This is a genomic window from Anaerolineales bacterium, from assembly GCA_025808555.1.
Taxonomy (GTDB): domain Bacteria; phylum Chloroflexota; class Anaerolineae; order Anaerolineales; family UBA11579; genus JAMCZK01.
Genome location: CP075526.1, coordinates 328,913 through 352,365 on the forward strand (window position 1 = coordinate 328,913; position 23,453 = coordinate 352,365).

Below are 23,453 nucleotides of genomic sequence, written 5' to 3' on the forward strand. Positions count from 1 at the left end.
CTCTCCTCAACTCAATTCTGGAAGGCGTGCGGCACTTGGCACACGCCCGTGATCTCCCAGCAGTCTGCGTGGTGCCAAGTCTTGCAGACCTTACAGATCTTGATCCCGCGCGCATCCCGCTTGGTCACCGGCTCCAGGCAATACGGACACACATGCCGCTCCTGCGCGCTGAGTGTGATGCCGCTGCCGCGCGTTCGCTTGCGGGCCGGCCGCGCTGAGCGCAGCTTGCGCGTGGACGGGGCGGGTGTAAAAAAGCGTGACACGCTGGCACGCGCCCGCGTCAGAAATGAAGGCGCCGGCTGGCTGCGCCGCGGATGCGGCGTGGCAGCCGCCACGCTCACTCGCGGCCCTTGTGCGGCTCGCGGCTCCGGCCGCGCAGGCGCCGATCGTGGCGGTGCCACGTTCACTTCCACTTCTTCACGTGGTTCCACCATGACGGTGCGGCGGCGGGGCGCCCAGGCGACCTGGCCTGCGGCCACCGCCAGGCCCAACACCGTTAGCTGGATGGCGGCATCCAGCGGCGTGGCGATCGCATAGCTGCGCAGCAAATTCAGGCCAACGAAGCCCAAGGTGATCGGGCTCAGCACCGCCAGAGCGATCACGCCGGCAAACGCGGCGGCCGCCGCCCGCAAGGCCGGGCTACGCCCGGCCAGTACGCGGCGGCTCATGAAACTGGCCGCCAGGCCGATGCCGATAATGACGACGAACTTGAGCAGAAATGGCGAAAAGGCAGTCGGCAGCACAAACAGTAGGGTCAGCCCCAGCCCCACCAGGGTAGCGAACAGCACGCACAAGGTGATACGCCCAAGCGCGCTTTCCACGAACCTGCTTTCATCTCCCAATAAAAATCGTCTCATCGCTATCGCATGTGTCATGCTAATCAATCAAGTGCACTCGGCCGCTGGCCGGGGCCTCGCCCTGCACTGCCTCCCCCAGGCGCACGCGCGGGGCATGCAGGCCGGGCACGGCCTCGTCAAAGTCGTTGAAGTGCAGCGCAGCCGGCAGATCGCCGCTCAGTTCGTAGAAACGAAACTCAGCGCCGTTTGTTGCCCGCAAAATATGTAGCGGCGGCACACCCACACTCAGCAGCGTGCGCTCCAGGAAGTCCTCCTGACCAGTAATGGTATGGGTCAGGTCCACCTCACGCATTTCGCCGCAGCTGGGGCAGTGCCCGGCTTCAAAGCTCACATCCGAGAGCGGCTTGAGCACACGCTCCACCGTGTTGCACGCCGCGCAGTTGAGCGCCAGCACCAGCTCCTGGTCCAGCTCCAGCACCGTGTCCGCCCCCAGGTCACCGCGGGCGATCGCCAGCAGCTCGGCCAGCGTGTTGGTCTCGGCACGCAGCGGCAGCTCGGTCACATCGCCGTAGATCCAGTGGCTCTCGCACTCCGCGTCCGGCAAGTAGGCCGTGGTGTGCATGAAGTTGGTGTAGCCGTTGTAGTGCAGCACCTTGCCCGGCTCCACCGGCATGTTGTGGATCAGCTTGAGCGCCTCCTGCGACTGCATGGCGCCGATAATGGAAGCGATAGTGGGCGTAGTCGGCACCTTGCCCAGCAAAATGTTCTGGCGCGCCAGCAGAGGGCAGGAGTAGCGCATGGCCAGATCTCGGCGAGCCTGCTCGGTCAGCGTGCATTCAAAGCAGGCGCCCTCGCCCGGCACGAACACGCGCGCCAGCCCCAGCAGTTCCTGGATGGCGCCGTCCACCCATGGCTTGTTCATCCAATGGGCGAAGCGATTGACCGCCAGGCGCGCCTCGCGGTTGTCCAGGCAGCCGATGATGACGTCCATGCGGCGGAACACGCCCAGGCCAATGTCGGTCGTGACGTCGCCGTGCAGGTATTGCACGCGTACATCCGGGTTGATGTCCACCGCACGCGCCGCGGCCAACTGCGCCTTCTCGCGCCCGCGGTCCTTCTCGCGGAACAGGATGCTGCGGCTCAGGTTGGCCGCTTCCACCTTGTCAAAATCCACAATGTAGAGATTGCCGATACCCATCAGGGTCAGGTTCTTGATAACCTCGTTGCCGAGCGCCCCTGCCCCCACCACCATCACGCGCGCGTTCTGCACCTTCTCGCGCTCCCACCAGCTAATGAACTCAAACGTACCCAAGCGGTCAGACTTCAGGTTGGGGATGTGCAGCGGCTTCTCTTTGGCCACCGGCAGCCGTTTGGGGCCATCGGCCGCCTTGCTCTTCTGTGCCCGCTTGGGCACCGCGGGCGGCGCCGCCTCGGCCGCCAGCTGGCGCGCCTTGAGCATGCGCGCCGAGTTGAGCTCGTTCACGAACCAGCCAACGCCTTGCTGAGCATCCAGCAGGCCCGCCTCGGAAAGGATGCGCAGCGCCTCGCGCAGCGAGGAGCGCCCGACCCCGAGCTCCTTGATGAGGTCACGCTCAGCCGGCAGTTGGCTGCCGCCGGCGTACTGGCCCTTCAACAGGCTGGCCGCAATGCGGCCAGCAATAAGTTCGGGAACGGATTTACGGGTGATCGAATTGGTCATGCGCGTGGCTCTTTTGCGGTTTGTTGGTCAGACCACTATACCACAAGCCTTGGGGGAGGCCGCAGCAGGAGGCTTACAGTTCTGTTAGTAGGCCGGCCCCCACATGGGTACTACAATCAAGTACCGCAGGGGAATATGGACGTCAACGAAGTGGCGCACAATGCTCCTTCTTCACCAAACCACCGAGGCTCCGGAGCAAGGAAGTGAACTCGCCGTCAGTAATCTCTGAGGGCGAACGGGCCATTCTGGATAGCCTGGTTGAAGGCTGCCAGGTTATCGATTCCGAATGGCGTTATTCATATCTAAATGATGCGGCCGTGGCCCAGGCGCACCGCAGCCGCTCTCAGTTACTCGGAAAAACAATGATGGACTGTTATCCGGGCATTGAGGCGACCGCGCTGTTCGCCACTTTGCAGAAAGTGATGCAGTCAGGCAGGCCAGAACGCTTTAAAACCGATTTCAGCTATCCGGATGCTCAACAGGGATGGTTTGAGCTCAGCGTGCAAGCCTGGCGCGGCGGCTTGATGATCTTCTCATGGGAGGTGACTCAAAGCCAGACGACAGAACGGCAATTTGAAGTTCAGAAGCACCAATTGCAGACTCTGCGCCAGGTGGATTTGGCCATCAGTTCCCACGCCGACCTGGCCGCAGTCAGTGACCGCATCCTTGACTTGGTGCTTGCCAGCACTACAGCGGATGCAGTTGACATGCTGCTTTTCGAGCCTGACCTAACATCTGGCAGCGAGATCTTTTATAAAGGCTTCCAGCCCGAGTCCGCCGCAGATTTGGTGAGCTTCCGCGGAAAGGGCATAGACAAGCGCGCCATGGACAACAGGGCCACGCTTTTTATTCCTGAGCTGGAAAGCGAGCCAGGCTTTTTGAGGCGCAAGATGGCCCAGCGCGAAGGCTTCGTAAGCTACGTTGGCACTCCAGTGATCTCTAATGACCGCGTGATTGGCATCCTTGAATGCTTCACTCGCCAACGCCTGGAATCTCCGCCCGAATGGCTTTCGTTCTTCGAGGCGCTGGCCGGACAAACCGCCATTGCCGTAGAAAGCAAAATGGCTCAGCTAAAAGCTGAGACCAGCAGCCAACGGCTGGCCGGCTTATTAGACACAGCCATGGATGCGATCATCACGATTGATGATAAGCAAAAGATCATACTCTTCAATCCAGCTGCCGAGGCGCTCTTTGGCTACTCGAACGCCGAGATGATCGGCCAGCCTATCAATCGCCTCATCCCCGCGCGCTTCAAGGATACCCATAACCAGTATGTCGAAAAATTCGGCCAAAGCGGCGCGACTTCAAGGCGGAAGGGCGCTCTCGGCGAGATTTTTGGCCAACGCGCAGATGGCGAGGAATTTCCCCTGGAAGCCTCAATCTCGTCTACCGAGATCAAAGGCAAACGTTTTTATTCGGTCATTCTTCGTGACATTTCAGAGCGTAAGCGAGCGGAGCAAGATCTGCGCGCCAGCGAAGAGCAGTTCACGGCCACTTTCCGGCTCAGTCCTGCTCCTATGGTGCTCACAAACCTGGCCACACAAGAAGTAATTGATGTCAATGAAGTGTTCTGCGCTTTTTCAGGTTTTTCGCGCAACGAAATAATCGGCATTAGCGCGTCCCAGCTCGGTCTCCTGGATCAAGACAATCTGCAGAAGATAACAGATCAGATCAACCAAACAGGGGCAGTTCAGAACCTTGAAGTCAGCGTTCGCATTCGCAACGGAGATTTAAAAGAGGTGTTGGCCTCAGTCACGCTGCTTGAAGTGAATGGTATCCATTGTGCACTTAGCACATTCATTGATATTACTGAACGCAATAACTCCTTGCGCCAGTTGCGCGCCACTGAGGAACACAATCTCATCCTGCTCCAGGAATCTCAGCGCCGCCTTGGCAGAACCGCCAGTCTCCGCACTATCGATAAGGCTATCATCAACAGCCTCGATCTTAAGTTCACTCTTGAAATTATCGTGGCCCAGGCGATCAAGGAACTCGGGGTAGATGCAGCGGATATCCTGATCTACAACGAAACCACACATACACTGAATTATTTGGCGGGCCAGGGATTCCGGACATCCGCCGTTCAGAACGTCAATATTCGCCTTGGCCAGCCGTACGCTGGCCGGGTTATTTTAGAACGCAAACCCGTCTTTCTCTCCGGCCTGAGCAAACAGGAAAACTCACATTTTCAAGACGATCCTCACTTTCACCTTGAAGGTTTTGAGGAATTCCATTGTGTGCCGCTGATTGCCAAGGGGAAAGCCCTTGGTGTTCTGGAAACCTTCAGCCGAAAGATCCTGAAAACTGATCCCGAGTGGCTTGAATATCTTGAAACCCTGGCCAGCCAGGCCGCAATTGCCATCGAGAACAATCTGCTGCTCAATGGTTTACAACGCGCCAACAACGATCTCGTCCTGGGATATGACGCAACCATAGAAGGCTGGTCTCGCGCCCTGGAACTGCGCGATCATGAAACGGAGGGCCACACCCAGCGCGTAACCAACCTCACGCTTGATTTGGCGCGCTCATTGGATTTGTCAGATGAAGAGCTCGTACATATTCGCAGAGGCGCCCTGCTACATGACATAGGCAAGATGGGCATCCCCGATCGAATACTACGTAAACCAGACAAGCTGGATGCTGAGGAATGGCAACTAATGAAGCAGCATCCAACGTTGGCCCACCGTATGCTTACTCCTATTGCCTATCTTAGGGATGCGCTCGCAATCCCGTACTCTCATCACGAAAAATGGGATGGCAGCGGCTATCCACGCGGCCTCAGCGGCGAGGAGATCCCATATGCCGCGCGCATCTTTGCCGTAGCAGACGTATACGACGCGCTCACCAGTGATCGGCCCTACCGGAAAGCATGGTCAAGGAAAAAAGCGCTTAACTACATAGCAGAACAGGCTGGATCTCACTTTGACCCTGAGATTGTGAAGTTCTTCCTCAAAATGGAAGACGGCCAATGACAACCACAGCGCATCAAAGGTCAGCTCGCCGCCCAGCTAAGATCGTTCTGGCAGGCGGCAGCGGCCAGGTCGGCACGCTGCTGGCACGCCATTATCATGCTCAGGGCCACGACGTCGTCGTACTCAGCCGCCGCCCCACTCCACAAGCGTGGCGCACCACTCACTGGGACGCGCAGACGCTCGGCGACTGGACGCAGCAGCTCGAAGGCGCCGATGCCGTCTTCGGTCTGGCCGGGCGCAGCGTCAACTGCCGCTACACGCCCGAGAACAAGCGCCTCATCATGGATTCACGCGTGAATTCTACGCGCATCCTGAGCCAGGCCATCGCCCAGGCGAAGAATGCACCCCAGGTCTGGATCCAGGCCAGCACCGCCACCATCTACGGCCACAGCTATAGTCGCCCCAACAACGAAGACGGCATCCTGGGCGGCGAGGAGCCTGACGCGCCACACGCTTGGCGCTTCAGTATTGATGTCGCCAAAGCCTGGGAGCAGGCCGCCAACGAAACCGAGACGCCGCTCACCCGCAAAGTGATCACCCGCACGGTGCTGACCCTCAGCCCAGACCGAGGCGGCATCTTCGATACCCTGCTCGGCTTGGTGCGCCGCGGCCTGGGCGGCCGGGTGGCCAGCGGCCGCCAGATGGTCTCCTGGCTGCACGACGCCGACTACATCGCCGCGGTGGACTGGCTCATCGCCAACGAGCACATGAGCGGCATCATCAACCTGGCCGCGCCCAACCCGCTGCCGATGGACGATTTCATGCGCGCCCTGCGCCGTGCCTGGGGCATACCCATCGGCCTGCCCTCCACACGCTGGATGCTGGAGATCGCTTCATTCTTCATGCAAACGGAAACAGAATTAATTCTCAAGAGCCGCTATGTTTTGCCTGGTCGCCTGCTGGCTGAAGGCTTCGAGTTCCAGTATCCCCACTGGCCCGCCGCGGCCGAGGATCTATGCAGGCGCTGGAAAGTCAACGCAGTCGCTTAGTCAGTTCAGTGGATTGGTCTGTATAATCACTGCACGCTCCCGTAGCTCAGCTGGATAGAGCAACGGACTTCTAATCCGTAGGTCGCAGGTTCGAATCCTGCCGGGGGCGCTATCGATGGCTCACGATCAAGGGGTTCCAGGCAAAACTTCCGCTAGTCCCCAATTGCAGATTTTAGAAATCAATGGTCTGTGTACAAGGAGTTGCGCAGCAACTCCAAACGCTGCGGCGTTGCCGCAGCGTACTATTCAGCCGGCACGACCGGGCGGATGCCGCGGTAGACCCGCGCGCCGGAGATGGTGCGCAGGATCGTCTGGGCCGGGCGGCCCAGCAGCTCGCCCAGCTCTTCGGAGCTGAGCGGCTGGTTGCCGTTCATCAGGAAGGCGCGGAAGATGCTTTCGACCAGCGAGACGCCGTCTTCAGCGCCCTGGCGGGCATAGTGACCCATCAGCAGGAATTGCAGAATATTGACGCGCTTGACTTCGGCGGTGGCCGGGTCCACCCAGTCCACCTGCTCCTCGCCGCTGATGTCAGCCAGGGCGGCTTCCTGTTCGCTGCCCAGCAGGCCGCGCAGGTAGACGCGCCACTCACGGTCGTTCTCACGCCACCAGTCGAAATCGATCTGGAACGGCGTATCGGCCATCGGTTTGATCAGGCTCATTCGGCCGCCTCCGCCAGGCGGAAATGCAGATGGCCCACATGCTCGTAGCGCGGGTTGCCGGCCAGCGTGGCCACAATGCGGCCCGGCGGGCAGCGCAGGGTCAGGTTCACCGCCGAGTAGATCTCGGCGGCGTGCACATTGCCCTGCAGGCTCAGCTTGGCCAGCTCGTGCAGAGCCTTGTCCACAATGCTTTCGAGGCCGGCTTGCTGGCTGGTGTCCTGTCCGGCTCGCTTCTCCCAAATGGCATCGATTGCGGCCAGCTCGCCGGGCAGATAGATCATCATGCGCTCGTCGAACGCGCCGCTGACCTGCTGCTTGAGCGTGGCATACACCACACCGCCGTCTGCTCCCACCAGCGCGGTGCGCACCCACTCCTTGCTGGAGCGATGGGCCTCGCTGGAAATAACGATCTCGCCCGGCTTCTCGCCGCGGCGCAGGCGCACCAGGCTGCCTGGCATCAGGCCGTGTTTGTCCAGCCATCCGCGCAGGCCGTAGATATAGCGCTGCTGGCGCACCACCCAACCAGGGAAGGTTTCGCCGCTCTTCTCATCCACAAAAGTGAATCGCACCCGTGGCGACTCGATGGCGCTGGGGAACAGCTTGGCCATCTTGGGCGTCAGCGGCAGGCTGCCCACCCGCCAATGCGGGAAGATCAGCGCCACGTCCACCACTTCGGGGGCATTGTCGTCCAGTAAATTATGGAAGGACAGTTCATCGTCCAAAGAGCGCACAAGGTCGCGCATGTCTTCGGTCAGCGGGCTGGGGTCAAACCCCACCGGGGTATAGCGCAGGTAGACGGGCACTTTCTGCACGGCCTCCGGCTCCAGGCGGCGCAGGAACCAGGCCACCTCACCAGTAGAACCCACTTCGTCGAAGCGGTCATCGTGCTGCAGCGCCAGATCCAGCGAGAACTCGGCCAGCTTGAGGTTCACCCCATCCGGCAGCTCGACCTCGCCCAGCAGTTGGCTGGTGGGCAGCGGCCCGCCGCCAGCCATATCCAGGATCGCCTCGGCCACGTTAAGCTGGCCCGGGTCCACGTCCACGATCAGGGCCTTGGGGAACCAGCGGCCGGCAATGTACACAAACTCCGGGCTGGATTGCAACGCTTCCACCAGCACCGGCATGATCTCTTTGGCATGCTGCCTGCCCTCGGCCATCGCATCCACAGCAGAGCTTTCCTGTTTGGGCGGGTCGTTGAGGGCATGCTGGGCCAGGCGGGCCGCAAATTCACGCGTGGTGCCATCTTCCATGGCCACGCTGATGACGTCAAACCCTTCGCTGCCGATCACGCTGGCGGGGCGCACCGCGCTGACCCGCCCGCCAATATTCTTCAGCGCGGGAAAGTAGACCTTGTCCCCGGCCGCATACGGCTCTTTGGGCAGGTAGGCCTTCTCACTCTCGCCATCCTTCGGCTGCGGGCGCGGGTTGGTGATGCGGTTGGCGATGAGCTGCACCGCCAACGCCTCGGGCCCAAGCGGAGTCTCATGCTCCAGCAGGTATGCAGACAGAAACTCGAGATCTGCGTCTTCGATGGAGAAGTTTTGCCAGTCGATGGGGTCTGTACTTACAAGCATTATGAAACAGCGGCGAGATTATACATCATACGCGGTGAAGAGTGAACAGCGAAGTCGTAGGCTATACTCTCTTGTATGAACAGCGAGAACCGCTTCGTCAAACTTGTCACCCTGCACGACCCGGCGCAGGCCGAGGTTCTGCGCGGCATGCTGGAGGCGCAGGGCATGCAGGTGCTGCTCACCAAGGAAGCCGCCGCCCAGGTGTATGGAACCTTCGTCGGCAGCATGAGCGAGATTGAGCTTTACGTGGCCGCCGAGCATGAACAAGCGGCCAAGGCGCTAGTGGACGAGGTGATTGGGAAATAGCTAGTAGCCTTATAATCCTCAAATGCTAACGGGAGAGATACGCAACCAGATTGACCGCATTTGGGAAGTGTTTTGGACCGGGGGAATTGCCAATCCAATGGAAGTGATTGAGCAGTTGACATACCTGCTCTTTATCAAGCGTCTAGATGAAATTGAAACACTAGAAGAAGCCAAAGCAAACCGTCTGAAAGAAAAACGAACTAAAGTGCTTTTTGCTAAAGACAAACAGCACTTGCGCTGGTCACATTTTCGCAACTTGCCCGCCGAAGAACTATATACGGTGATTGTGGATGAAGTTTTTCCATTCATCCGCACTCTCGGCAATGGCGATTATGTTACCCACATGAAAGATGCCCGCTTCACCCTGCCTCCCGAGAAAGCCAACCTGCTTACAAAGGTTGTGGGCATGCTTGACAACGTCCCCATGACAGACCGCGACACCAAGGGCGACGTATACGAATATCTATTGAGCAAACTAAAAACCTCCGGTCAAAACGGTCAATTCCTTACGCCACGCCACATAATCAAGATGATGGTTGAGTTGGTGAAGCCCACGCCCGAAGACACCATCTGCGACCCTGCCTGCGGCACAGCCGGCTTTCTGGTTGCTGCCGCCGAGTATCTTAAAGATAACCACCCAGAGATCCTTCAAAAAGCAGCGTTACGCCAGCGCTACGAAGGCGATATGTTCCACGGCTTCGATTTTGATAGCACCATGCTGCGTATTGCTACCATGAACATGCTCTTGCACGGCATCGACAACCCAGTTATCCGCAATCAGGACAGCTTATCCGAAGACGCTATGACAAATGGGGGGCAGTACAGCGTTGTGCTTGCCAACCCACCCTTCACCGGCTCACTAGACTTCGATAGCACCGCAAAGGATCTACAAGCGGTTGCCAAGACAAAGAAAACCGAACTTCTCTTTCTGGCCCTGTTTTTACGTTTGCTCAAGCCAGGCGGCCGCGCAGCTGTGATTGTGCCAGAAGGCCTGCTTTTTGGTTCCTCCAAGTCGCACAAGGCCATCCGCAAAACCCTTGTCGAAGAGCATCAATTGCAAGCCGTAATTTCAATGCCCTCGGGCGTGTTTAAACCCTATGCAGGCGTAAGTACGGCCGTGCTTGTCTTCACCAAGACCGGCGCGGGTGGTACGGAAAAAGTATGGTTCTACCAGATGCAGGCGGATGGCTTTAGCCTGGATGACAAAAGGACTCCTCTTAGTCAAAGCCATCAAGAAAACAATATCCCCGATATAGTCAACCGATGGAGCGAATTAGACCTCGAAGCGGGAAGGACACGGGACGAGCAATCCTTCTTTGTCACAAAAGCCGGGCTTCTCTCAAACAATTATGATTTGAGCATCAACCGTTATAAGGAGTTTAGTTACAAGACACAGGCTGTTGACTCGCCAGGGGCTATTTTGAATAACCTCAACGATCTTGAGAAAGATATCGTAAAGGGATTAGAAGACTTGCAAGGCGCGTTAAATGAGTTCGCCGAAAATCGCTCTGTCTGAAGTTGCCCGAGTTAATCCTGCGCTAGACTCCCAAGGAGCCCCGAGCGACACGGATGTCTCCTTTGTTCCGATGAGTGCCGTGTCTGAAGTCACTTTAAGAATTGAAGCTGAAGTTACTCGGAAACTAAACGAAGTTAAGAAACTATACACTCCATTTAGGAAGGGGGACATCCTTATCGCAAAAATAACGCCATCTTTTGAGAATGGGAAACTTGCGATAGCGAATATAAGACATGAACTTGGGTTCGGAACAACCGAATTCCATGTTGTGCGTCCTGCTACCAGTGCATTGGATACCAAGTATTTGTTTCACTTCTTAAAGCAGGATGCGATAAGGGCTGTGGGAGCAAAGAGAATGACAGGGAGCGCAGGACAAAAAAGGCTTCCTGCCAGTTTTGTTGCTGACCTGCAAATCCCCCTCCCGTCCCTGGCCGAGCAGCACCGCATCGCCGCCATCTTCGACAAAGTGCATGAGCTGCGCGCCTTGCGGCGGCGAGCGCTTGCCCGGCTGTATGACCTGGCGCAGAGTGTATTCCTCGAGATGTTTGGGGACTTGGCAGCCAACAATGGATGGAGAGAAGTCTCAATCGGGGAGATATGTGATGTAAAAGGCGGTAAAAGACTACCCAAAGGGTACTCTTATTCGCCCGAACCCACTCCATATAAGTACTTGAGAGTTCTGGATTTCAAAACTGGTGTTGTAAATCCCAATTCGCTGCTCTACTTGTATCCAGAAACGCAGGCAGAAATCTCCAAGTATGTAGTTAGCGAAGAAGATGTCGTGATTAGTATCGCAGGTACTATTGGGGCAACCTTGCCTATTGGACGCAGTCTGCATGGGGTAAACCTGACTGAGAATGCAGCCAAGCTTACCCCTAAGCGCCCAAATACATATACTGCAAATTTTCTATCTTTTGCGCTGCAGTCGCCATACATGAAATCTCAGATTACTTCTCAAACTGGTCAAGTTACGATTGGCAAATTGGCTTTATTTAGAATTGAAAAAATTAAGTTCGCTTTGCCACCTATAGATTTACAAAAGAAATTTGATGATATTTACAAAGCAACTATGGAGTTGAGGGTAAAACACCAGCTTTCAATAAGCCAACTTAATGATTTAGCGTCATCTTTAAATCAACAGTTTTTCTGCTAACTAGAAAATGTCTAACTTTGCCTTCCTCCTAGCCGAGTGGCCAGAAGCGCACGCCGAAGCCAACCAGGCCGAGCGCTATGCGCTCAGTGACCCGCGGGCAGCCTGTCTGTACGCCCGCCGCGCCCTGGAGCAGGCAGTGGTCTGGCTCTACCGGCACGACAGTCGCCTCGTCTATCCGTACGACGATGCCCTGATGACCCTCATCACCACGCCGGAGTTCGAGGCGCATGTGCCAGAACCCGTGCGCGCCAAGGCGCACATCCTGCGCAAGCTCGCCAACAAAGCTGTCCACGGCGGACCCAAGGTGACCACCCAGCAATCAGTCGCCGCCCTGCGCGAGCTCTTCCACGTTTTATTCTGGCTGGCCAGCACATACACCGGAGGGGATCCCAAAACTGTCCCGCAGCGCTTTGATGAAACCTTGCTTCCCCCCGCAGAGAAGGACACCCAGAGCACGCGCAAAGAGGTTGAGGAGTTGACCCGCAAGCTGGCTGAGCAAGATGAACAACTGACTCGCCAGCGCGAAGCGATTGAGGGTTATCAGCTTGAACTGCAACAGCTCCAAGTACAGTTCACCCACAACCGCCAGACTAACGAGCGCATCCCGCTTGACCACGACTACAGCGAGGCCGATACCCGCGAGCTGATCATTGACCTGCTGCTGCGCGAAGCGGGTTGGGACCCGGTCGCCGAAAACGTGGCTGAGTATCCCGTGACCGGTATGCCCAACCCGGGCGACGAAGGTTGGGTGGATTATGTGCTCTGGGGCGCCAATGGCCTTCCACTGGGCCTCATTGAAGCCAAACGCACGTCCAAAGACCCCAAGCGCGGCAAGCAGCAGGCCAAGTTATACGCAGATTGCTTGGAGCAAATGCACGGCCAGCGTCCTGTTATTTTCTACACCAACGGCTACCAGATATGGCTATGGGATGACGAGCGCTACCCAGAGCGCCAGGTACAAGGCTTCTACACACGCGAACAACTCGAACTACTCATCCAACGCCGCCAGATCCTGCAGCCTCTGGATACGGTTGCCACCGATCGCAATATCGCCGGGCGTAGCTATCAGGAAGAAGCTATCCGCGCCATGACCAGCCATCTATCGCGGAGCTTCCGTAAAGGCTTGCTGGTCATGGCAACCGGCAGCGGTAAAACCCGCGTAGCCATCGCTCTGGTGGATGTGCTCATGCGCGCCCATTGGGTCAAGAACGTGCTGTTCCTGGCAGACCGCAAAGCCCTGGTAAAGCAAACTGCCACAAACTTCAGCAAGCTGTTGCCGGGCGGCTCGGTAGTCAATCTGCTTAGAGCAGAAGACCCGTTAGAAGAAGCTGGCGAGAACCGCGTAGTGGTCTCTACCTACCAAACCATGATGAGCCTTGTCGACGAGATGGACGCGGAAGGCCGCCGCCACCTCGGCCCCGGGCATTTCGACTTAGTGATTATTGACGAAGCCCATCGCTCTGTGTATCAGAAGTTTGGGGCAATTTTTGAATACTTCGACAGCTTGCTACTTGGCCTCACCGCCACACCTAAAGACGAAGTAGAGCGCAACACTTATCGCCTTTTCGAGCTTCCCGACGGCGTGCCTACTTTCAATTACGAGCTGGATCAGGCCATAGCCGATGGGTATCTCGTTCCGTACCGGGCATTTTCAATTGACCTGCATTTCCCGCAACAAGGCATCACATATGACGACCTCTCTGATCAAGAGAAGCTCGACTGGGAGCTGCTGGACTGGGGTGAAGATCAGGGAATCCCACAGCAGATAAGTTCTTCGGCGGTCAATTCTTGGCTTTTTAATCAAGACACCGTAGACAAAGTGTTGGAAGTGCTGGTGCGCGAAGGAATACATGTGGCCGGGGGCGATCGTCTTGGGAAGACAATCATCTTTGCCAGAAACCACGAGCACGCGCTTTTTATCGAGGAGCGCTTCAACGCCAACTACCCCCACCTCACCGGCAAGTTTGCCAGGGTGATCGACACCTACGACTCATATGCTCACACGCTGATCGAAGGTTTCGAAATAACGAACAAGGATCCACAAATCGCTATTTCTGTGGATATGCTAGACACCGGCATAGATATCCCAGAAGTAGTAAATCTTGTCTTCTTTAAACCGGTACACTCCAAAACCAAATTCTGGCAAATGATCGGCCGCGGCACGCGTTTGTGCGAAGACTTGTTTGGTCCCGGCCAGGATAAAACAGAGTTTTTTATCTTTGATGTATGTCGTAACTTTGAATTCTTTGCCTTGAACCCTGAGGGGTCTCGCCCTACTCCCGCAGAGCCACTTGGGAAACGCATCTTTAAATTGCGCGTAGAACTTCTAGAGAAGTACCCGGCTGCAATGTTTGCCAGGCCAGACGAAGCCCAGGAAATTGAAAAGCTCTCAAAGAAATTAAAAGACTTATTGCACGGCCAAGTGGCCGGCATGAACCCTGCCAACTTCCTTGTGCGGCCAAAGCAAAGATGGGTAGACCGATTCGCCGCTCGGGAGCGCTGGGAGCAGCTAAGCCAGGGCGATCTGGCCGATCTTTCCCTTGAGCTAGCTGGCCTGCCAACCGAGCTGGACGAGGACCCTGAAGAAGTCAAACGTTTTGACTACCTGATGCTGCAATTGCAGATTGCACAGATGGATGGCGCCCCCAAATTCGCTGCACTTAGGGACTCGGTTATTGAGCTTGCCGAGCGGCTGTTCAGCGTAAATGTGCCTCAAGTTCAGGAGCATCGAGAGCTCTTAAGCGCCCTGCAGGAACCAGATAATTGGTCGCGCTTGGGTCAAGAGCGGTTCGAGCTGATTCGCTTAACCCTGCGTGGCCTCATGATCTTTCTTGAAAGCCGTTCGCGACAGCCCCTATACACGGATTTTGAGGACACCCTAGACGGGTTGCATGAAATTCCGACCCAGTATGGGTCCACAGGCGTAAACCTAAGCCAATATAAAAAGAAGGTCGAGCATTTCATTAAACAGAACTTGGACAAACCGTTGATCCAGAAAATCCGCTCAGCACAACCTTTGCTACAGATTGAGTTGGATGCACTTGAAGATTTCTTCTTTCATGCAACAGATATAGGCTCAAAATCAGACTTCTACCGGGCGTATCCCAATCAAGAGCTAGTACCTTTCATTCGAAGTTTGATTGGGTTGGATCGCCAGGCAGTGCTTAAAGCCTTTGGCCGCTTTCTGGACACAAGAACCTATAGCGCAAATCAAATCCAATTTGTCAACTGGATTATTCAGCATCTATCCGCGAATGGTCGTTTTGAGTTGCAGCTGCTTTATGATCAGCCTTACACTGACCTTCATGAGCTGGGGTTAGATGGCGTATTTTCTTTTCAACAGGCCGAAGAGCTTGTAGAAGTAATCAGCGGATTCAACCAGGCGAGTTAAACTGTTACTTGGACTGTTTAATGTCCAACACCTTGACGCCCTGCTCCAATCACGCAGTCTGGCCGCAATTATTGGTATACCGTCTGCATGCCTGACTATAGGGGATGCGGCTTCCAGATATCTTTTCAGTTGCACCCCCCACCCCCACACGCAAAACAAACAACATCTGCCCACCAGAGTTGTCGCGCCGAAGGCGCACAACTCACCGCGCCGCAAAGCGGCGCAGCACCCCCACACGCAAAACAAACAACATCTGCCCACCAGAGTTGTCGCGCCGAAGGCGCACAACTCACCGCGCCGCAAAGCGGCGCAGCACCCCCACACGCAAAGCAAACAACATCTGCGCTACGCAATTTGCGTAGCGAGCTATCCCTACGGATAAACCCGATTGAGCCAGTCCATCGGCTCCACCGAGACGCCGCCCACCCACACTTCCCAATGCAAGTGCGCGCCGGTGATGCGGCCAGTGGCCCCCACCAGGCCGATCACCTGGCCCGTCTGCACCTGATCACCCACATTCACCTGGATCTGCGACTGGTGGAAGTAGCCGGTGTACACGCCCCAGCCGTGGTCAATAATGGTCACATTGCCGCGCACATCCAGCGGGCCGGCGAAGATCACCGTGCCGGGCGCCGGCGCCCAGATCTCGATGCCTACCCCGCCGCCAAAATCCACGCCGTAGTGGTAGTTCTCGTATTCGCCGTTGTTGTAATTGCGGTGGATGCCGAAGCTGGAATTGATCACATTGTGATACGGGTGCGGCGCGCGCCAATAGCCCGCCCAGCGTTTTTCGGGTGTGGCCTCGGTCACCATGTCATACACCTGCTGGGCTTCGCGCTCCGAGAGCTCCGGGTTCAGCAGCGCCGGGTCGTTCACGGTCAAGGTCTCGCTCTCATAGCCGCCGCTGGCAATCCGCACCGGCTGCGTAAAGGTGAAGGCGCTGCCGTCCGCCAGCGTGCCCGCCAGCGTCAGGTCAAAGGTGCCTGTCTCGGCATACAAAGGAATACCCTGCAGGGCCACCTGCTGGCTGTCCGTCTCCGGGAAGAAATTGAGCGGGAAGCCAAAGAACTCGCCGCCCATCTGGATGCCAGGGTCGGTCACGGCGTTGATCACCAGCGTGCGGCCCTGCACAAAGCCGATCCCCTCTGCCTCGACGAACTGCACACCGCTGGGCAGGCCGCCCGGGCCAGGCGCCTGGCGGCCGGGGGTGAAGAGCACATCGCCCGGGATGGCCCATGGCCCAGCCAGCTGGTTGTAGGCCATCAGCGCCCAGGGGTTGTCGCCACTGGCAGCCGCCAGCTCCCACAGGGACTGGCCGGGGTTCACCACAGCGCGGGCGCTGCCGGTCAGCTCGCCATGGTCGCTGGCCAGCATGGCGGGGAAGCCGTAATACATCTGGTCTGGGCTGGTGAGCTGGTTCAGGCGGGCCATGCCCTCGTCGCCGAGCAGGTAACGACGTTTGAGACTGAGATAGTTGTCGCCCAGGGCCACATTTTGAAAGAAGAGCGTGCCCTCCACCCAGTCAATGCCGGGGATCACCAGCACGTCGCCCACGTTGAGGGCATTGGGGTTGGCCAGGTCACTGGCGGCAATGATGTCGTTGATGGGTACGTTGAAGCGCAAGGCAATGCTGGAGAGGGTGTCGCCCGGCTGCACCGTGTAGCGCACACCCTCTTCCTCTTCCTGCTGGGCGAAAGCGACGCTCACAGCGCCCGCGGCGAACACCAGCGTGAGCGCCGCGGCCAAAGCAGCGCGATAAGCCACGCGGCTAGTCAGGGATATCTTCGAAAGCAAGCTGGTCACCCGGTTGGAATTCGGCATAGCGGCTCGGCGCACACTCTATCACATAGCGGGCCGGCTTGCCCGGCAGCAGCACGCTGCGCCAGCGCCGTGCGATCTGAAGGTCTACGACCTTCAGATCGCTATCCAGCCACACTACGCACAGGTCGAAGGCCATGCCCAGCATATGAATGCTGGCGCCGAGGCGGCTTTCCACCGCCTCGGCCAGCACCAGCCCCTCGTGCGCACCCAGCCCTCGCCGAAAAGCCAGGCCGCGCAGCTTGTCAACGAAGCCATCAGCAAAGCCCGCTTGCAGCGGGCTTTGTAAGGGGCGGGTCTTGTTTTGGATGATTACTTGGCGCATCAAACGGGTGGCCGCTACGGGCCAGTATAGGCTAGTTGCCGGTCTCAGCCGCCTGGCCCTGGCGCTCCAGCACCGCTTCTACGCGGTCCACCAGCTCCTGCAGGCTGAACGGTTTGGAAATATAGTCATCCACCTTGGCAATATGCAGGCCCAGCACCTTGTCAATGTTCTGGGCCTTGGCGGTCACCACCACCACGGGGATGTGCTCGGTGGCCGGGTCGGCCTTCAGTTGTTGGTACACCTGCCAGCCATCCATCTCGGGCATCATCAGGTCCAGCAGCACAATGTCGGGCAGCTCGGCGCGGATGAGCTCCAGCCCGCGCACGCCGCCGTTGGCACCCAGCACCTCAAAGCCACGCCGGCCCAGAATGAGCCGGATGAGATCGATCATCTCCTGCTCGTCCTCTACACACACTACCTTGCGGGGTTGCTGATCTGCCATGATGATTCAAAAAAGTTTACCACGCGGCACATTAGGGCTCAGTAGTACGATAGTAAGAGAAGGAAATAATTAGCAAGCAGTAATTTTCTGGTTTGTGCGGGCTGCGCTGCGGCAACTACGAATCCTTCCCGCCAACTATCTGCGCTATAATGCCCAGCGCCAATTTACTGGCGCATTAGAGGAGAACCACTAGATGATCGATGTCAATGACCTGCGCAAGGGGGTGACCTTCGAGGAAGACGGTCACCTGTTCAAAGTACTGGAATATTCGCACAACAAGCCCGGCCGCGGCAGCGCCACCATCCGCATTAAGGCCCGCAACCTGCGCACCGGCTCCATCACTGAACGCACCTGGAACTCAGGCATGCGCGTGCAAGACGTGCGCCTCGACTTCCACAATGTCCAGTTCCTCTACAAAGACGGCGACAATTACATTTTCATGGACCACGAGACCTTTGAGCAGCCCGCCCTGCCCTCCGAAGTGCTGGGCGACTCGGCCCCCTACCTGAAGGCCGGCATGGACGCCAAACTGACCTTCTACGGCGACGAGCCGCTGGACGTGGAACTGCCCACCACGGTGGACCTGGAAGTGACCCAGGCCGAGACCGCCGTGCGCGGCGACACCGCCACCGGCGTGAACAAGCTGGTCACCACCGAGACCGGCCTGCAGGTGCAGGTGCCCGCCTTCGTCAACCAGGGCGACACCATCCGCGTAGACACCCGCACCGGCGAATACGTCACGCGAGTGTAAGAAATTTCCGCAGATGAACGCAGATAACACACTGTGTTCATGTGCGGTTAAAATTCCGCGATGATCACCCCCGCTGGCCGCGAGTGCCGCCATTTCCACGGCGACTACTTCCGCGGCCGCAACATTGAGCGCTGCCGCCTGTTGGACGCCCACCGCCTGCAGTGGGAGCCAAGCATGTGCACCGAGTGCCCCGTGCCCGACATCCTGGCCGCCAACGCCTGCGAGCACCAGTCGCTGGTGCCGCGCATCAGCAAGCCGCTCTTCTTCATGAAGCCATCCGTGCAAGTCACCGCTGAGTGCAGCCAGTGCCAGTGCACCGTCGAGGAGCCGCGATTAGGTTGTGGTCAGTGTCATCCGTTGCCGCCAGTCTTCGTGGTAGGACCCGAATGAGCTGGTGTTACGTTACTCGGCGCAGCCGAGTAGTAACACCAACGCGTGGCGAAGCCACGCAACAGTGCCATCCGCTGCCCCGCGTGTTCGTGGTCGGGCCAGAAACCGAATAATGTCAAAGAAAAAATCACTAGTGGAGTTGCGTGATTCGGCGAAGTCGAATAGCAACTCCAACGCGCGTGAGCAGCACGCGCAAACTCACACCCGCGCCATATGGCTCGCCTTATTCGTCACCTTCCTGTGGTCTACCTCGTGGGTGCTGATCAAGATCGGCCTTGGCCAGATCCCGCCTCTGCTGTTCGCCGGGCTGCGCTACGGCCTGGCCTTCGTGATCATGCTGCCATGGCTGCTGCGCCCCGCCAGCCGGCGCGAGCTGGCTGGCCTGCAGCGCAATGACCTCGTGGCCCTGGCTTTGCTGGGCCTTGTGATCATCGCCATCACGCAAGGCGCCCAGTTCATTGCGCTGGCGCATATACCCGCCCATACCCTCAGCCTGCTGCTCAGCCTCAGCACTTTGTCCATCGCCTTCCTCGGCGTAATGTTCCTGGGCGAGAGTTTGCGCGGCCGCCAGTGGATGGGCGTGGCCGTCACGCTGATCGGCGCCCTCATTTACTTCGGCCGCCTTGGCACGGTCTCCACGTTTGGGCTGGCGGTCGGCGTGCTCAACCTGCTGGCCACTTCCATCGGAGCCATCCAGGGCCGGGCGCTCAACCGGCAGGCCAAGCTCTCTGCCCTCACCGTCACCGGAGTGAGCATTGGCGTAGGCTCGGCAGCCCTACTGGTGCTAGGCCTGCTGACCGAACCGTGGCCCACGCTCAGCGGGCGCGAATGGCTCATCATCTTATGGCTGGCCGCGGTCAACACCGCCTTCGCATTCACGCTATGGAACCATTCCCTGCGCACCCTGACCGCCGCCGAATCCGGCGTGATCAACAACACCATGCTGATCCAGATCGCCATCTTGGCCTGGGTCTTCCTCGGCGAGCGCATCTCCCCGCTCCAGGGTCTCGGCCTGCTACTCGCCGCAGCGGGTACAGTATTGGTGCAGTGGAAGCCTAGAACCCGGCAGGCTGCCAAAACCCAGCCGAATTAGCCCGTATCCCTGCCTATCAGGCTGGGTTATAGAGTTCAAAGCTCCACGAAGGGCCACAAAATATGAAAAAACGCATCGTAATTACCGGCTTAGGCTGCCTAAGCCCGCTTGGCAATGATGTAGCCAGCTCCTGGAAGAACGCCGTAGCCGGCGTCTCCGGCGCAAGCCGCATCACCCACTACGACCCTACGGGCTACAAGACCCAGATCGCCTGCGAGGTTAAGGGCTTCGACGGCGCGGCACTGTACGGCACGCGTGAGGCCCGCCGCATGGACCGTTTCACCCAGCTCGGCGTAGCCGCCGCGCAGCAAGCCGTGCAGGACGCTGATCTCAAGGTCACCGATGAGAACCGCCTGCGCATCGGCGCCATTGTGGGCACCGGCATCGGCGGCGCCCACACCCTCTATGAACAGATTAAGACTCTGGTGGAAAAAGGCCCCGACCGCGTCAGCCCATTCATGGTGCCAATGATGCTGGCCGACACCGTCGGCGGCATGATCGCCATCCATATGCAGATCCAGGGCCCCAACTTCGCCGTGGTCACCGCCTGTGCCACCGGCACCAACGCCCTCGGCGAAGCCGCCGAGGTGATCCGCCGCGGCCAGGCCGATGTGATGCTGGCCGGCGGCTCTGAGGCCGCCATCGTGCAGCCCTCGGTGGCCGGCCTGGGTAACATGACCGCCCTCAGCACCCGCAACGATGACCCTCAGCACGCCTCGCGCCCCTTCGACAAAGAGCGCGACGGTTTCGTGATGGGCGAAGGTGCCGCGGTGTTGGTGCTCGAATCGCTGGAGCATGCCCTCAAGCGTGGCGCCCGCATCCTGGGCGAGGTGCTAGGCTACGGCAGCACCAACGACGCCTTCCACATCTCCGCTCCGTCTGAGAACGGGCGCGGCGCAGCCGACTGCATGCGTATGGCGCTCAACGACGCTGGCGTGCAGCCCGGCGAGATCGATTACATCAACGCCCACGGCACCAGCACGCCGCTGAACGACAAGAGCGAGACCGCCGCCATCAAATCCGTCTTCGGCGAGCGCGCCTACGACATGGCCATCTCCTCCACCAAGTCTATGACCGGCCACCTGATGGGTGCCGGCGGCGCACTGGAAGCGGTATTCTCGCTGCTCGCCATGCGTGACGGTATAGTGCCCCCCACCATCAACTACGAAGTGCCCGACCCGGAGTGTGACCTGAACTACACGCCCAACACGGCCGCCCGCAAAGAAATGAAGACCATCATGTCGAACTCCTTTGGTTTTGGCGGACACAATGCAACCATCATCCTGGGCTCCGCCGAGGATGTGAAAGCGGCCGCCTGATGCCCTACGCACACGTCACCGGCTGGGGAATGTCCGTGCCAGAAAAGGTCATGACCAATGACGACCTGGCCAAGATCGTAGAGACCAACGACGCCTGGATCCGCGAGCGCACCGGCATCGCCGAGCGCCGCATCGCCGCCAAGGGGCAGACCACCGCCTCGCTGGCCACCGAGGCGGCCATCAACGCCCTGCGCGTGGCCAAGCTGCCGCCCAACGAGCTCGACCTCATCATCGTCGCCACTTCCTCGCCCGAGCATCTGTTCCCTTCGACGGCCAGCCTGGTGCAAGACCGCATCGGCGCAGACCACGCTGGCGCATTTGACCTTTCGGCCGCCTGCACCGGATTCATCTACGCGGTCAGCATGGCCTCGCAGTCCATCCGCGCCGGCGCCATCAAAAGCGCCCTCATCATTGGCTCGGAGACTCTCTCGCGCCTGGTGGACTGGAGCGACCGCACGACCTGCATCCTGTTCGGCGACGGCGCCGGCGCCTTTGTGCTGCAAGCCTCCGAAACGCCGGGCGGTGTGCTGTCTTCCGTGCTGCGCTCCGACGGCTCGGGCGGTGATTTGCTCACCATCCCGGCAGGTGGCAGCGCCAAGCCCGCCTCGCAGGCCACCATTGACGCGGGCCTGCACTTCATCCACATGAACGGCAACGAAGTCTTTCGCTTCGCCACACGGGTCATGGCCGCCGCCTCAAAAGAGGCGATGGACAAGGCCAATCTGAACGTGGAAGACGTGGCCCTCATCGTGCCGCACCAGGCCAACCTGCGCATCATCCAGGCCGCTGCTCGCGGCCTCAAGCTGCCCATGGAGCGCTTCATGGTCAACATTGAGCGCTACGGTAATACTTCCACCGCCTCGATCCCCATCGCGGTCTGTGAAGCGGTGGAAGAGGGTCTGCTGACCAAAGGCGACAACTCCGTCCTGGTTGGCTTCGGCGCCGGCCTCACCTGGGGCTCGCTGGCCCTGCAATGGACCGGGCCCTTCGAGCAAGCCGAGCCCATTCGCATCCGTCGCTACACCCGCTTCGCCTGGCTGCGTTCGCTCATGCGCCGCATCTGGCGCCGCATCGAAGGCCTGCTCTGGGGCCGCCGAGGCTGATAGCTTGCCCAAACACGAAACCAAAACACGCTGCCTTCGGCAGCGTGTTTTATTTTCTTGCACCGTCATGCGAGCCACAACCTATATCCGTAGGCCACTGCTCCCGCTCTGCCAACTCGCAAACTGTAGGGGCGGGTTTTGAAACCCCGCCCCTACCGCTACGCCGCGTACATCCTGAGCGGGTGAATTGGCCAACATCAGGACGCAGAGGCCGGCCCAGCGAAGGACCCTCGCAGGCATGCCTTCTGTGTAGGGCCTCAGTTGCTCATACGCGTAGCAAGGATCCCTCGCTGCGCTCGGGATGCACGATGGCATGGATGGCTGGCGGCATGGAACCTTACCAACACTGCAGGTGTATCTATCACAGAGGCTTCGATGCAAACCTGGATACGTACCCACTGGCGCGGTGCGCTGCTCCACGCAGCCTGCCTGGCCGCGCTGGCCAGCACCCTCAGCCTGTCGAGCAGCAGTGAATTCCTGGGCGTAAGCGAGCCCATGATCGCCGCCGGCATATGGGCGGCGCGCCTGCTGCTCATCACCCTCGCCATCACGCCGCTCAACACCCTCTTCGGCTGGCGCAGCCTGCTGCCGCTGCGGCGCACCGCCGGCTTGTGGACCTTTGCCTTTGCCACCCTGCACTTCGCCTACTACGTGCTGGACAATCTGCGCAACTGGCTTATGAACCCCATCCCCAATCTGAACGCTGGCCTGGGCCTTGTGGCGCTGCTAATTCTGGCCGCACTGGCGCTCACTTCCACCAATGCCGCCCAGCGGCAGCTGGGCAAATGGTGGAAGCGGCTGCACAAAAGCGTCTACGCCGCCGGCATCCTGGGCTTGTTGCACGGGCTGTTGGAAACCGGGCACAAGTTTGTAGCCATGCAGCAACCGGAAGCTGCCACTGAGATATGGCTCTATCTCATCCTGCTGGCGATCCTGCTCGCAATGCGCATCCCGCCCCTGCGCCGCGCCCTGGCCAGGTTGCGCCACCAACGCCCCGCCGCCCGCCCCGCCGGCGCGCTGCCTGAGTCATAGAGTGCCGCCGCACGCAGACCGCTCTGCGGTTTGCGCGCGTGGAGATCTGGGTTCAGTCCGTGCCGTGGGCAGATTGCTTCGTGCCGGCAAGCCTCGCAATGACTTGACAAAACGCCTGGCACTC

19 protein-coding genes and 1 tRNA gene are annotated in these 23,453 nt (G+C 58.9%); 13 read left to right on the top strand and 7 right to left on the bottom strand.

Features of this window, described 5'->3' with window-relative positions:
- Window positions 1-11: 11 nt before the first annotated feature.
- Window positions 12-821 (bottom strand): hypothetical protein, encoded by an 810-nt coding sequence (locus KIT08_01935; protein ID UYN90009.1) that lies wholly within the window; start codon window positions 819-821, stop codon window positions 12-14.
- A 55-nt stretch (window positions 822-876) separates the two neighbouring features.
- Window positions 877-2,496 carry a ThiF family adenylyltransferase gene (locus tag KIT08_01940; protein UYN90010.1) on the bottom strand — a complete coding sequence of 540 codons (1,620 nt, stop codon included), beginning with the start codon at window positions 2,494-2,496 and terminating at the stop codon, window positions 877-879.
- A 203-nt stretch (window positions 2,497-2,699) separates the two neighbouring features.
- On the opposite strand from KIT08_01940, the gene KIT08_01945 reads away from it, so the two are divergent.
- The 3 genes from KIT08_01945 (at window position 2,700) to KIT08_01955 (ending at window position 6,566) form a co-directional block, all read left to right on the top strand.
- Window positions 2,700-5,468 (top strand): PAS domain S-box protein, encoded by a 2,769-nt coding sequence (locus KIT08_01945; GenBank protein ID UYN90011.1) that lies wholly within the window; start codon window positions 2,700-2,702, stop codon window positions 5,466-5,468.
- Window positions 5,465-6,457 carry a TIGR01777 family oxidoreductase gene (locus tag KIT08_01950; GenBank protein ID UYN90012.1) on the top strand — a complete coding sequence of 331 codons (993 nt, stop codon included), beginning with the start codon at window positions 5,465-5,467 and terminating at the stop codon, window positions 6,455-6,457. The genes KIT08_01945 and KIT08_01950 overlap by 4 nt, the downstream gene beginning before the upstream one ends.
- Window positions 6,458-6,492: 35 nt before the next feature.
- Window positions 6,493-6,566: transfer RNA gene (locus tag KIT08_01955), tRNA-Arg, on the top strand.
- Between the two features lie 133 nt (window positions 6,567-6,699).
- On the opposite strand, the gene KIT08_01960 is transcribed toward KIT08_01955, so the two are convergent.
- Window positions 6,700-7,116, bottom strand: coding sequence for a hypothetical protein (locus KIT08_01960; protein UYN90013.1), 417 nt, complete (start codon window positions 7,114-7,116; stop codon window positions 6,700-6,702).
- The gene (locus tag KIT08_01965; GenBank protein UYN90014.1) at window positions 7,113-8,690 is read right to left on the bottom strand and encodes a hypothetical protein; all 1,578 of its coding nucleotides are present in this window, start codon (window positions 8,688-8,690) and stop codon (window positions 7,113-7,115) included. Before KIT08_01965 ends, KIT08_01960 begins: the two co-directional genes overlap by 4 nt.
- Before the next feature lie 75 nt (window positions 8,691-8,765).
- Between KIT08_01965 and KIT08_01970 the strand changes: the two genes are divergently transcribed.
- The 4 genes from KIT08_01970 to KIT08_01985 all read left to right on the top strand — a co-directional run bounded on the left by KIT08_01970 (window position 8,766) and on the right by KIT08_01985 (window position 15,056).
- Complete coding sequence (locus KIT08_01970; protein ID UYN90015.1) at window positions 8,766-8,996, top strand: DUF2007 domain-containing protein; 231 nt, start codon at window positions 8,766-8,768, stop codon at window positions 8,994-8,996.
- A 22-nt stretch (window positions 8,997-9,018) separates the two neighbouring features.
- Window positions 9,019-10,512, top strand: coding sequence for an SAM-dependent DNA methyltransferase (locus tag KIT08_01975; protein UYN90016.1), 1,494 nt, complete (start codon window positions 9,019-9,021; stop codon window positions 10,510-10,512).
- Between the two features lie 79 nt (window positions 10,513-10,591).
- On the top strand, window positions 10,592-11,665 hold the full coding sequence (locus KIT08_01980; protein ID UYN90017.1) for a restriction endonuclease subunit S: 1,074 nt from the start codon (window positions 10,592-10,594) through the stop codon (window positions 11,663-11,665).
- Between the two features lie 7 nt (window positions 11,666-11,672).
- Window positions 11,673-15,056, top strand: coding sequence for a DEAD/DEAH box helicase family protein (locus KIT08_01985; GenBank protein UYN90018.1), 3,384 nt, complete (start codon window positions 11,673-11,675; stop codon window positions 15,054-15,056).
- A 372-nt stretch (window positions 15,057-15,428) separates the two neighbouring features.
- On the opposite strand, the gene KIT08_01990 is transcribed toward KIT08_01985, so the two are convergent.
- Genes KIT08_01990 through KIT08_02000 form a run of 3 tightly spaced genes read right to left on the bottom strand, consistent with a single transcriptional unit; the run spans window position 15,429 to window position 17,641 of the window.
- Complete coding sequence (locus tag KIT08_01990) at window positions 15,429-16,820, bottom strand: peptidoglycan DD-metalloendopeptidase family protein (protein ID UYN90019.1); 1,392 nt, start codon at window positions 16,818-16,820, stop codon at window positions 15,429-15,431.
- 4 nt (window positions 16,821-16,824) lie between these two features.
- On the bottom strand, window positions 16,825-17,199 hold the full coding sequence (locus tag KIT08_01995; protein ID UYN90020.1) for a DUF192 domain-containing protein: 375 nt from the start codon (window positions 17,197-17,199) through the stop codon (window positions 16,825-16,827).
- A 31-nt stretch (window positions 17,200-17,230) separates the two neighbouring features.
- A complete protein-coding gene (locus KIT08_02000) occupies window positions 17,231-17,641 on the bottom strand; it encodes a response regulator (GenBank protein UYN90021.1) in 411 nt (136 codons plus the stop codon).
- A 193-nt stretch (window positions 17,642-17,834) separates the two neighbouring features.
- Here KIT08_02000 and efp point away from each other — a divergent pair, with 193 nt between their 5' ends.
- The 6 genes from efp to KIT08_02030 all read left to right on the top strand — a co-directional run bounded on the left by efp (window position 17,835) and on the right by KIT08_02030 (window position 23,329).
- Entirely contained in the window at window positions 17,835-18,392 is a 558-nt protein-coding gene (gene efp / locus KIT08_02005; protein ID UYN90022.1) for an elongation factor P, read from the top strand.
- Window positions 18,393-18,452: 60 nt separating this feature from the next.
- Window positions 18,453-18,782 carry a hypothetical protein gene (locus KIT08_02010; protein UYN90023.1) on the top strand — a complete coding sequence of 110 codons (330 nt, stop codon included), beginning with the start codon at window positions 18,453-18,455 and terminating at the stop codon, window positions 18,780-18,782.
- Window positions 18,783-18,894: 112 nt separating this feature from the next.
- On the top strand, window positions 18,895-19,875 hold the full coding sequence (locus KIT08_02015) for an EamA family transporter (protein UYN90024.1): 981 nt from the start codon (window positions 18,895-18,897) through the stop codon (window positions 19,873-19,875).
- 62 nt (window positions 19,876-19,937) lie between these two features.
- Complete coding sequence (gene fabF / locus KIT08_02020) at window positions 19,938-21,194, top strand: beta-ketoacyl-ACP synthase II (GenBank protein ID UYN90025.1); 1,257 nt, start codon at window positions 19,938-19,940, stop codon at window positions 21,192-21,194.
- Window positions 21,194-22,297 (top strand): ketoacyl-ACP synthase III, encoded by a 1,104-nt coding sequence (locus KIT08_02025; protein ID UYN90026.1) that lies wholly within the window; start codon window positions 21,194-21,196, stop codon window positions 22,295-22,297. The genes fabF and KIT08_02025 overlap by 1 nt, the downstream gene beginning before the upstream one ends.
- A gap of 375 nt (window positions 22,298-22,672) precedes the next feature.
- Window positions 22,673-23,329, top strand: a complete 657-nt coding sequence (locus KIT08_02030; GenBank protein UYN90027.1) for a ferric reductase-like transmembrane domain-containing protein — start codon at window positions 22,673-22,675, stop codon at window positions 23,327-23,329.
- Window positions 23,330-23,453: the final 124 nt, after the last annotated feature.

Bases quoted from the DNA above. Each gene is read 5' to 3' on its own strand.
- KIT08_02015 (UYN90024.1), top strand. From the start codon at position 18,895: ATGTCAAAGAAAAAATCACTAGTGGAGTTGCGTGATTCGGCGAAGTCG.
- KIT08_01995 (UYN90020.1), bottom strand. From the start codon at position 17,199: ATGCGCCAAGTAATCATCCAAAACAAGACCCGCCCCTTACAAAGCCCG.
- KIT08_02010 (UYN90023.1), top strand. From the start codon at position 18,453: ATGATCACCCCCGCTGGCCGCGAGTGCCGCCATTTCCACGGCGACTAC.
- fabF (UYN90025.1), top strand. From the start codon at position 19,938: ATGAAAAAACGCATCGTAATTACCGGCTTAGGCTGCCTAAGCCCGCTT.
- KIT08_01960 (UYN90013.1), bottom strand. From the start codon at position 7,116: ATGAGCCTGATCAAACCGATGGCCGATACGCCGTTCCAGATCGATTTC.
- KIT08_01940 (UYN90010.1), bottom strand. From the start codon at position 2,496: ATGACCAATTCGATCACCCGTAAATCCGTTCCCGAACTTATTGCTGGC.
- KIT08_01985 (UYN90018.1), top strand. From the start codon at position 11,673: ATGTCTAACTTTGCCTTCCTCCTAGCCGAGTGGCCAGAAGCGCACGCC.
- KIT08_02030 (UYN90027.1), top strand. From the start codon at position 22,673: ATGCAAACCTGGATACGTACCCACTGGCGCGGTGCGCTGCTCCACGCA.
- KIT08_01965 (UYN90014.1), bottom strand. From the start codon at position 8,690: ATGCTTGTAAGTACAGACCCCATCGACTGGCAAAACTTCTCCATCGAA.
- KIT08_01975 (UYN90016.1), top strand. From the start codon at position 9,019: ATGCTAACGGGAGAGATACGCAACCAGATTGACCGCATTTGGGAAGTG.
- KIT08_01950 (UYN90012.1), top strand. From the start codon at position 5,465: ATGACAACCACAGCGCATCAAAGGTCAGCTCGCCGCCCAGCTAAGATC.
- efp (UYN90022.1), top strand. From the start codon at position 17,835: ATGATCGATGTCAATGACCTGCGCAAGGGGGTGACCTTCGAGGAAGAC.
- KIT08_02025 (UYN90026.1), top strand. From the start codon at position 21,194: ATGCCCTACGCACACGTCACCGGCTGGGGAATGTCCGTGCCAGAAAAG.
- KIT08_02000 (UYN90021.1), bottom strand. From the start codon at position 17,641: ATGGCAGATCAGCAACCCCGCAAGGTAGTGTGTGTAGAGGACGAGCAG.
- KIT08_01970 (UYN90015.1), top strand. From the start codon at position 8,766: ATGAACAGCGAGAACCGCTTCGTCAAACTTGTCACCCTGCACGACCCG.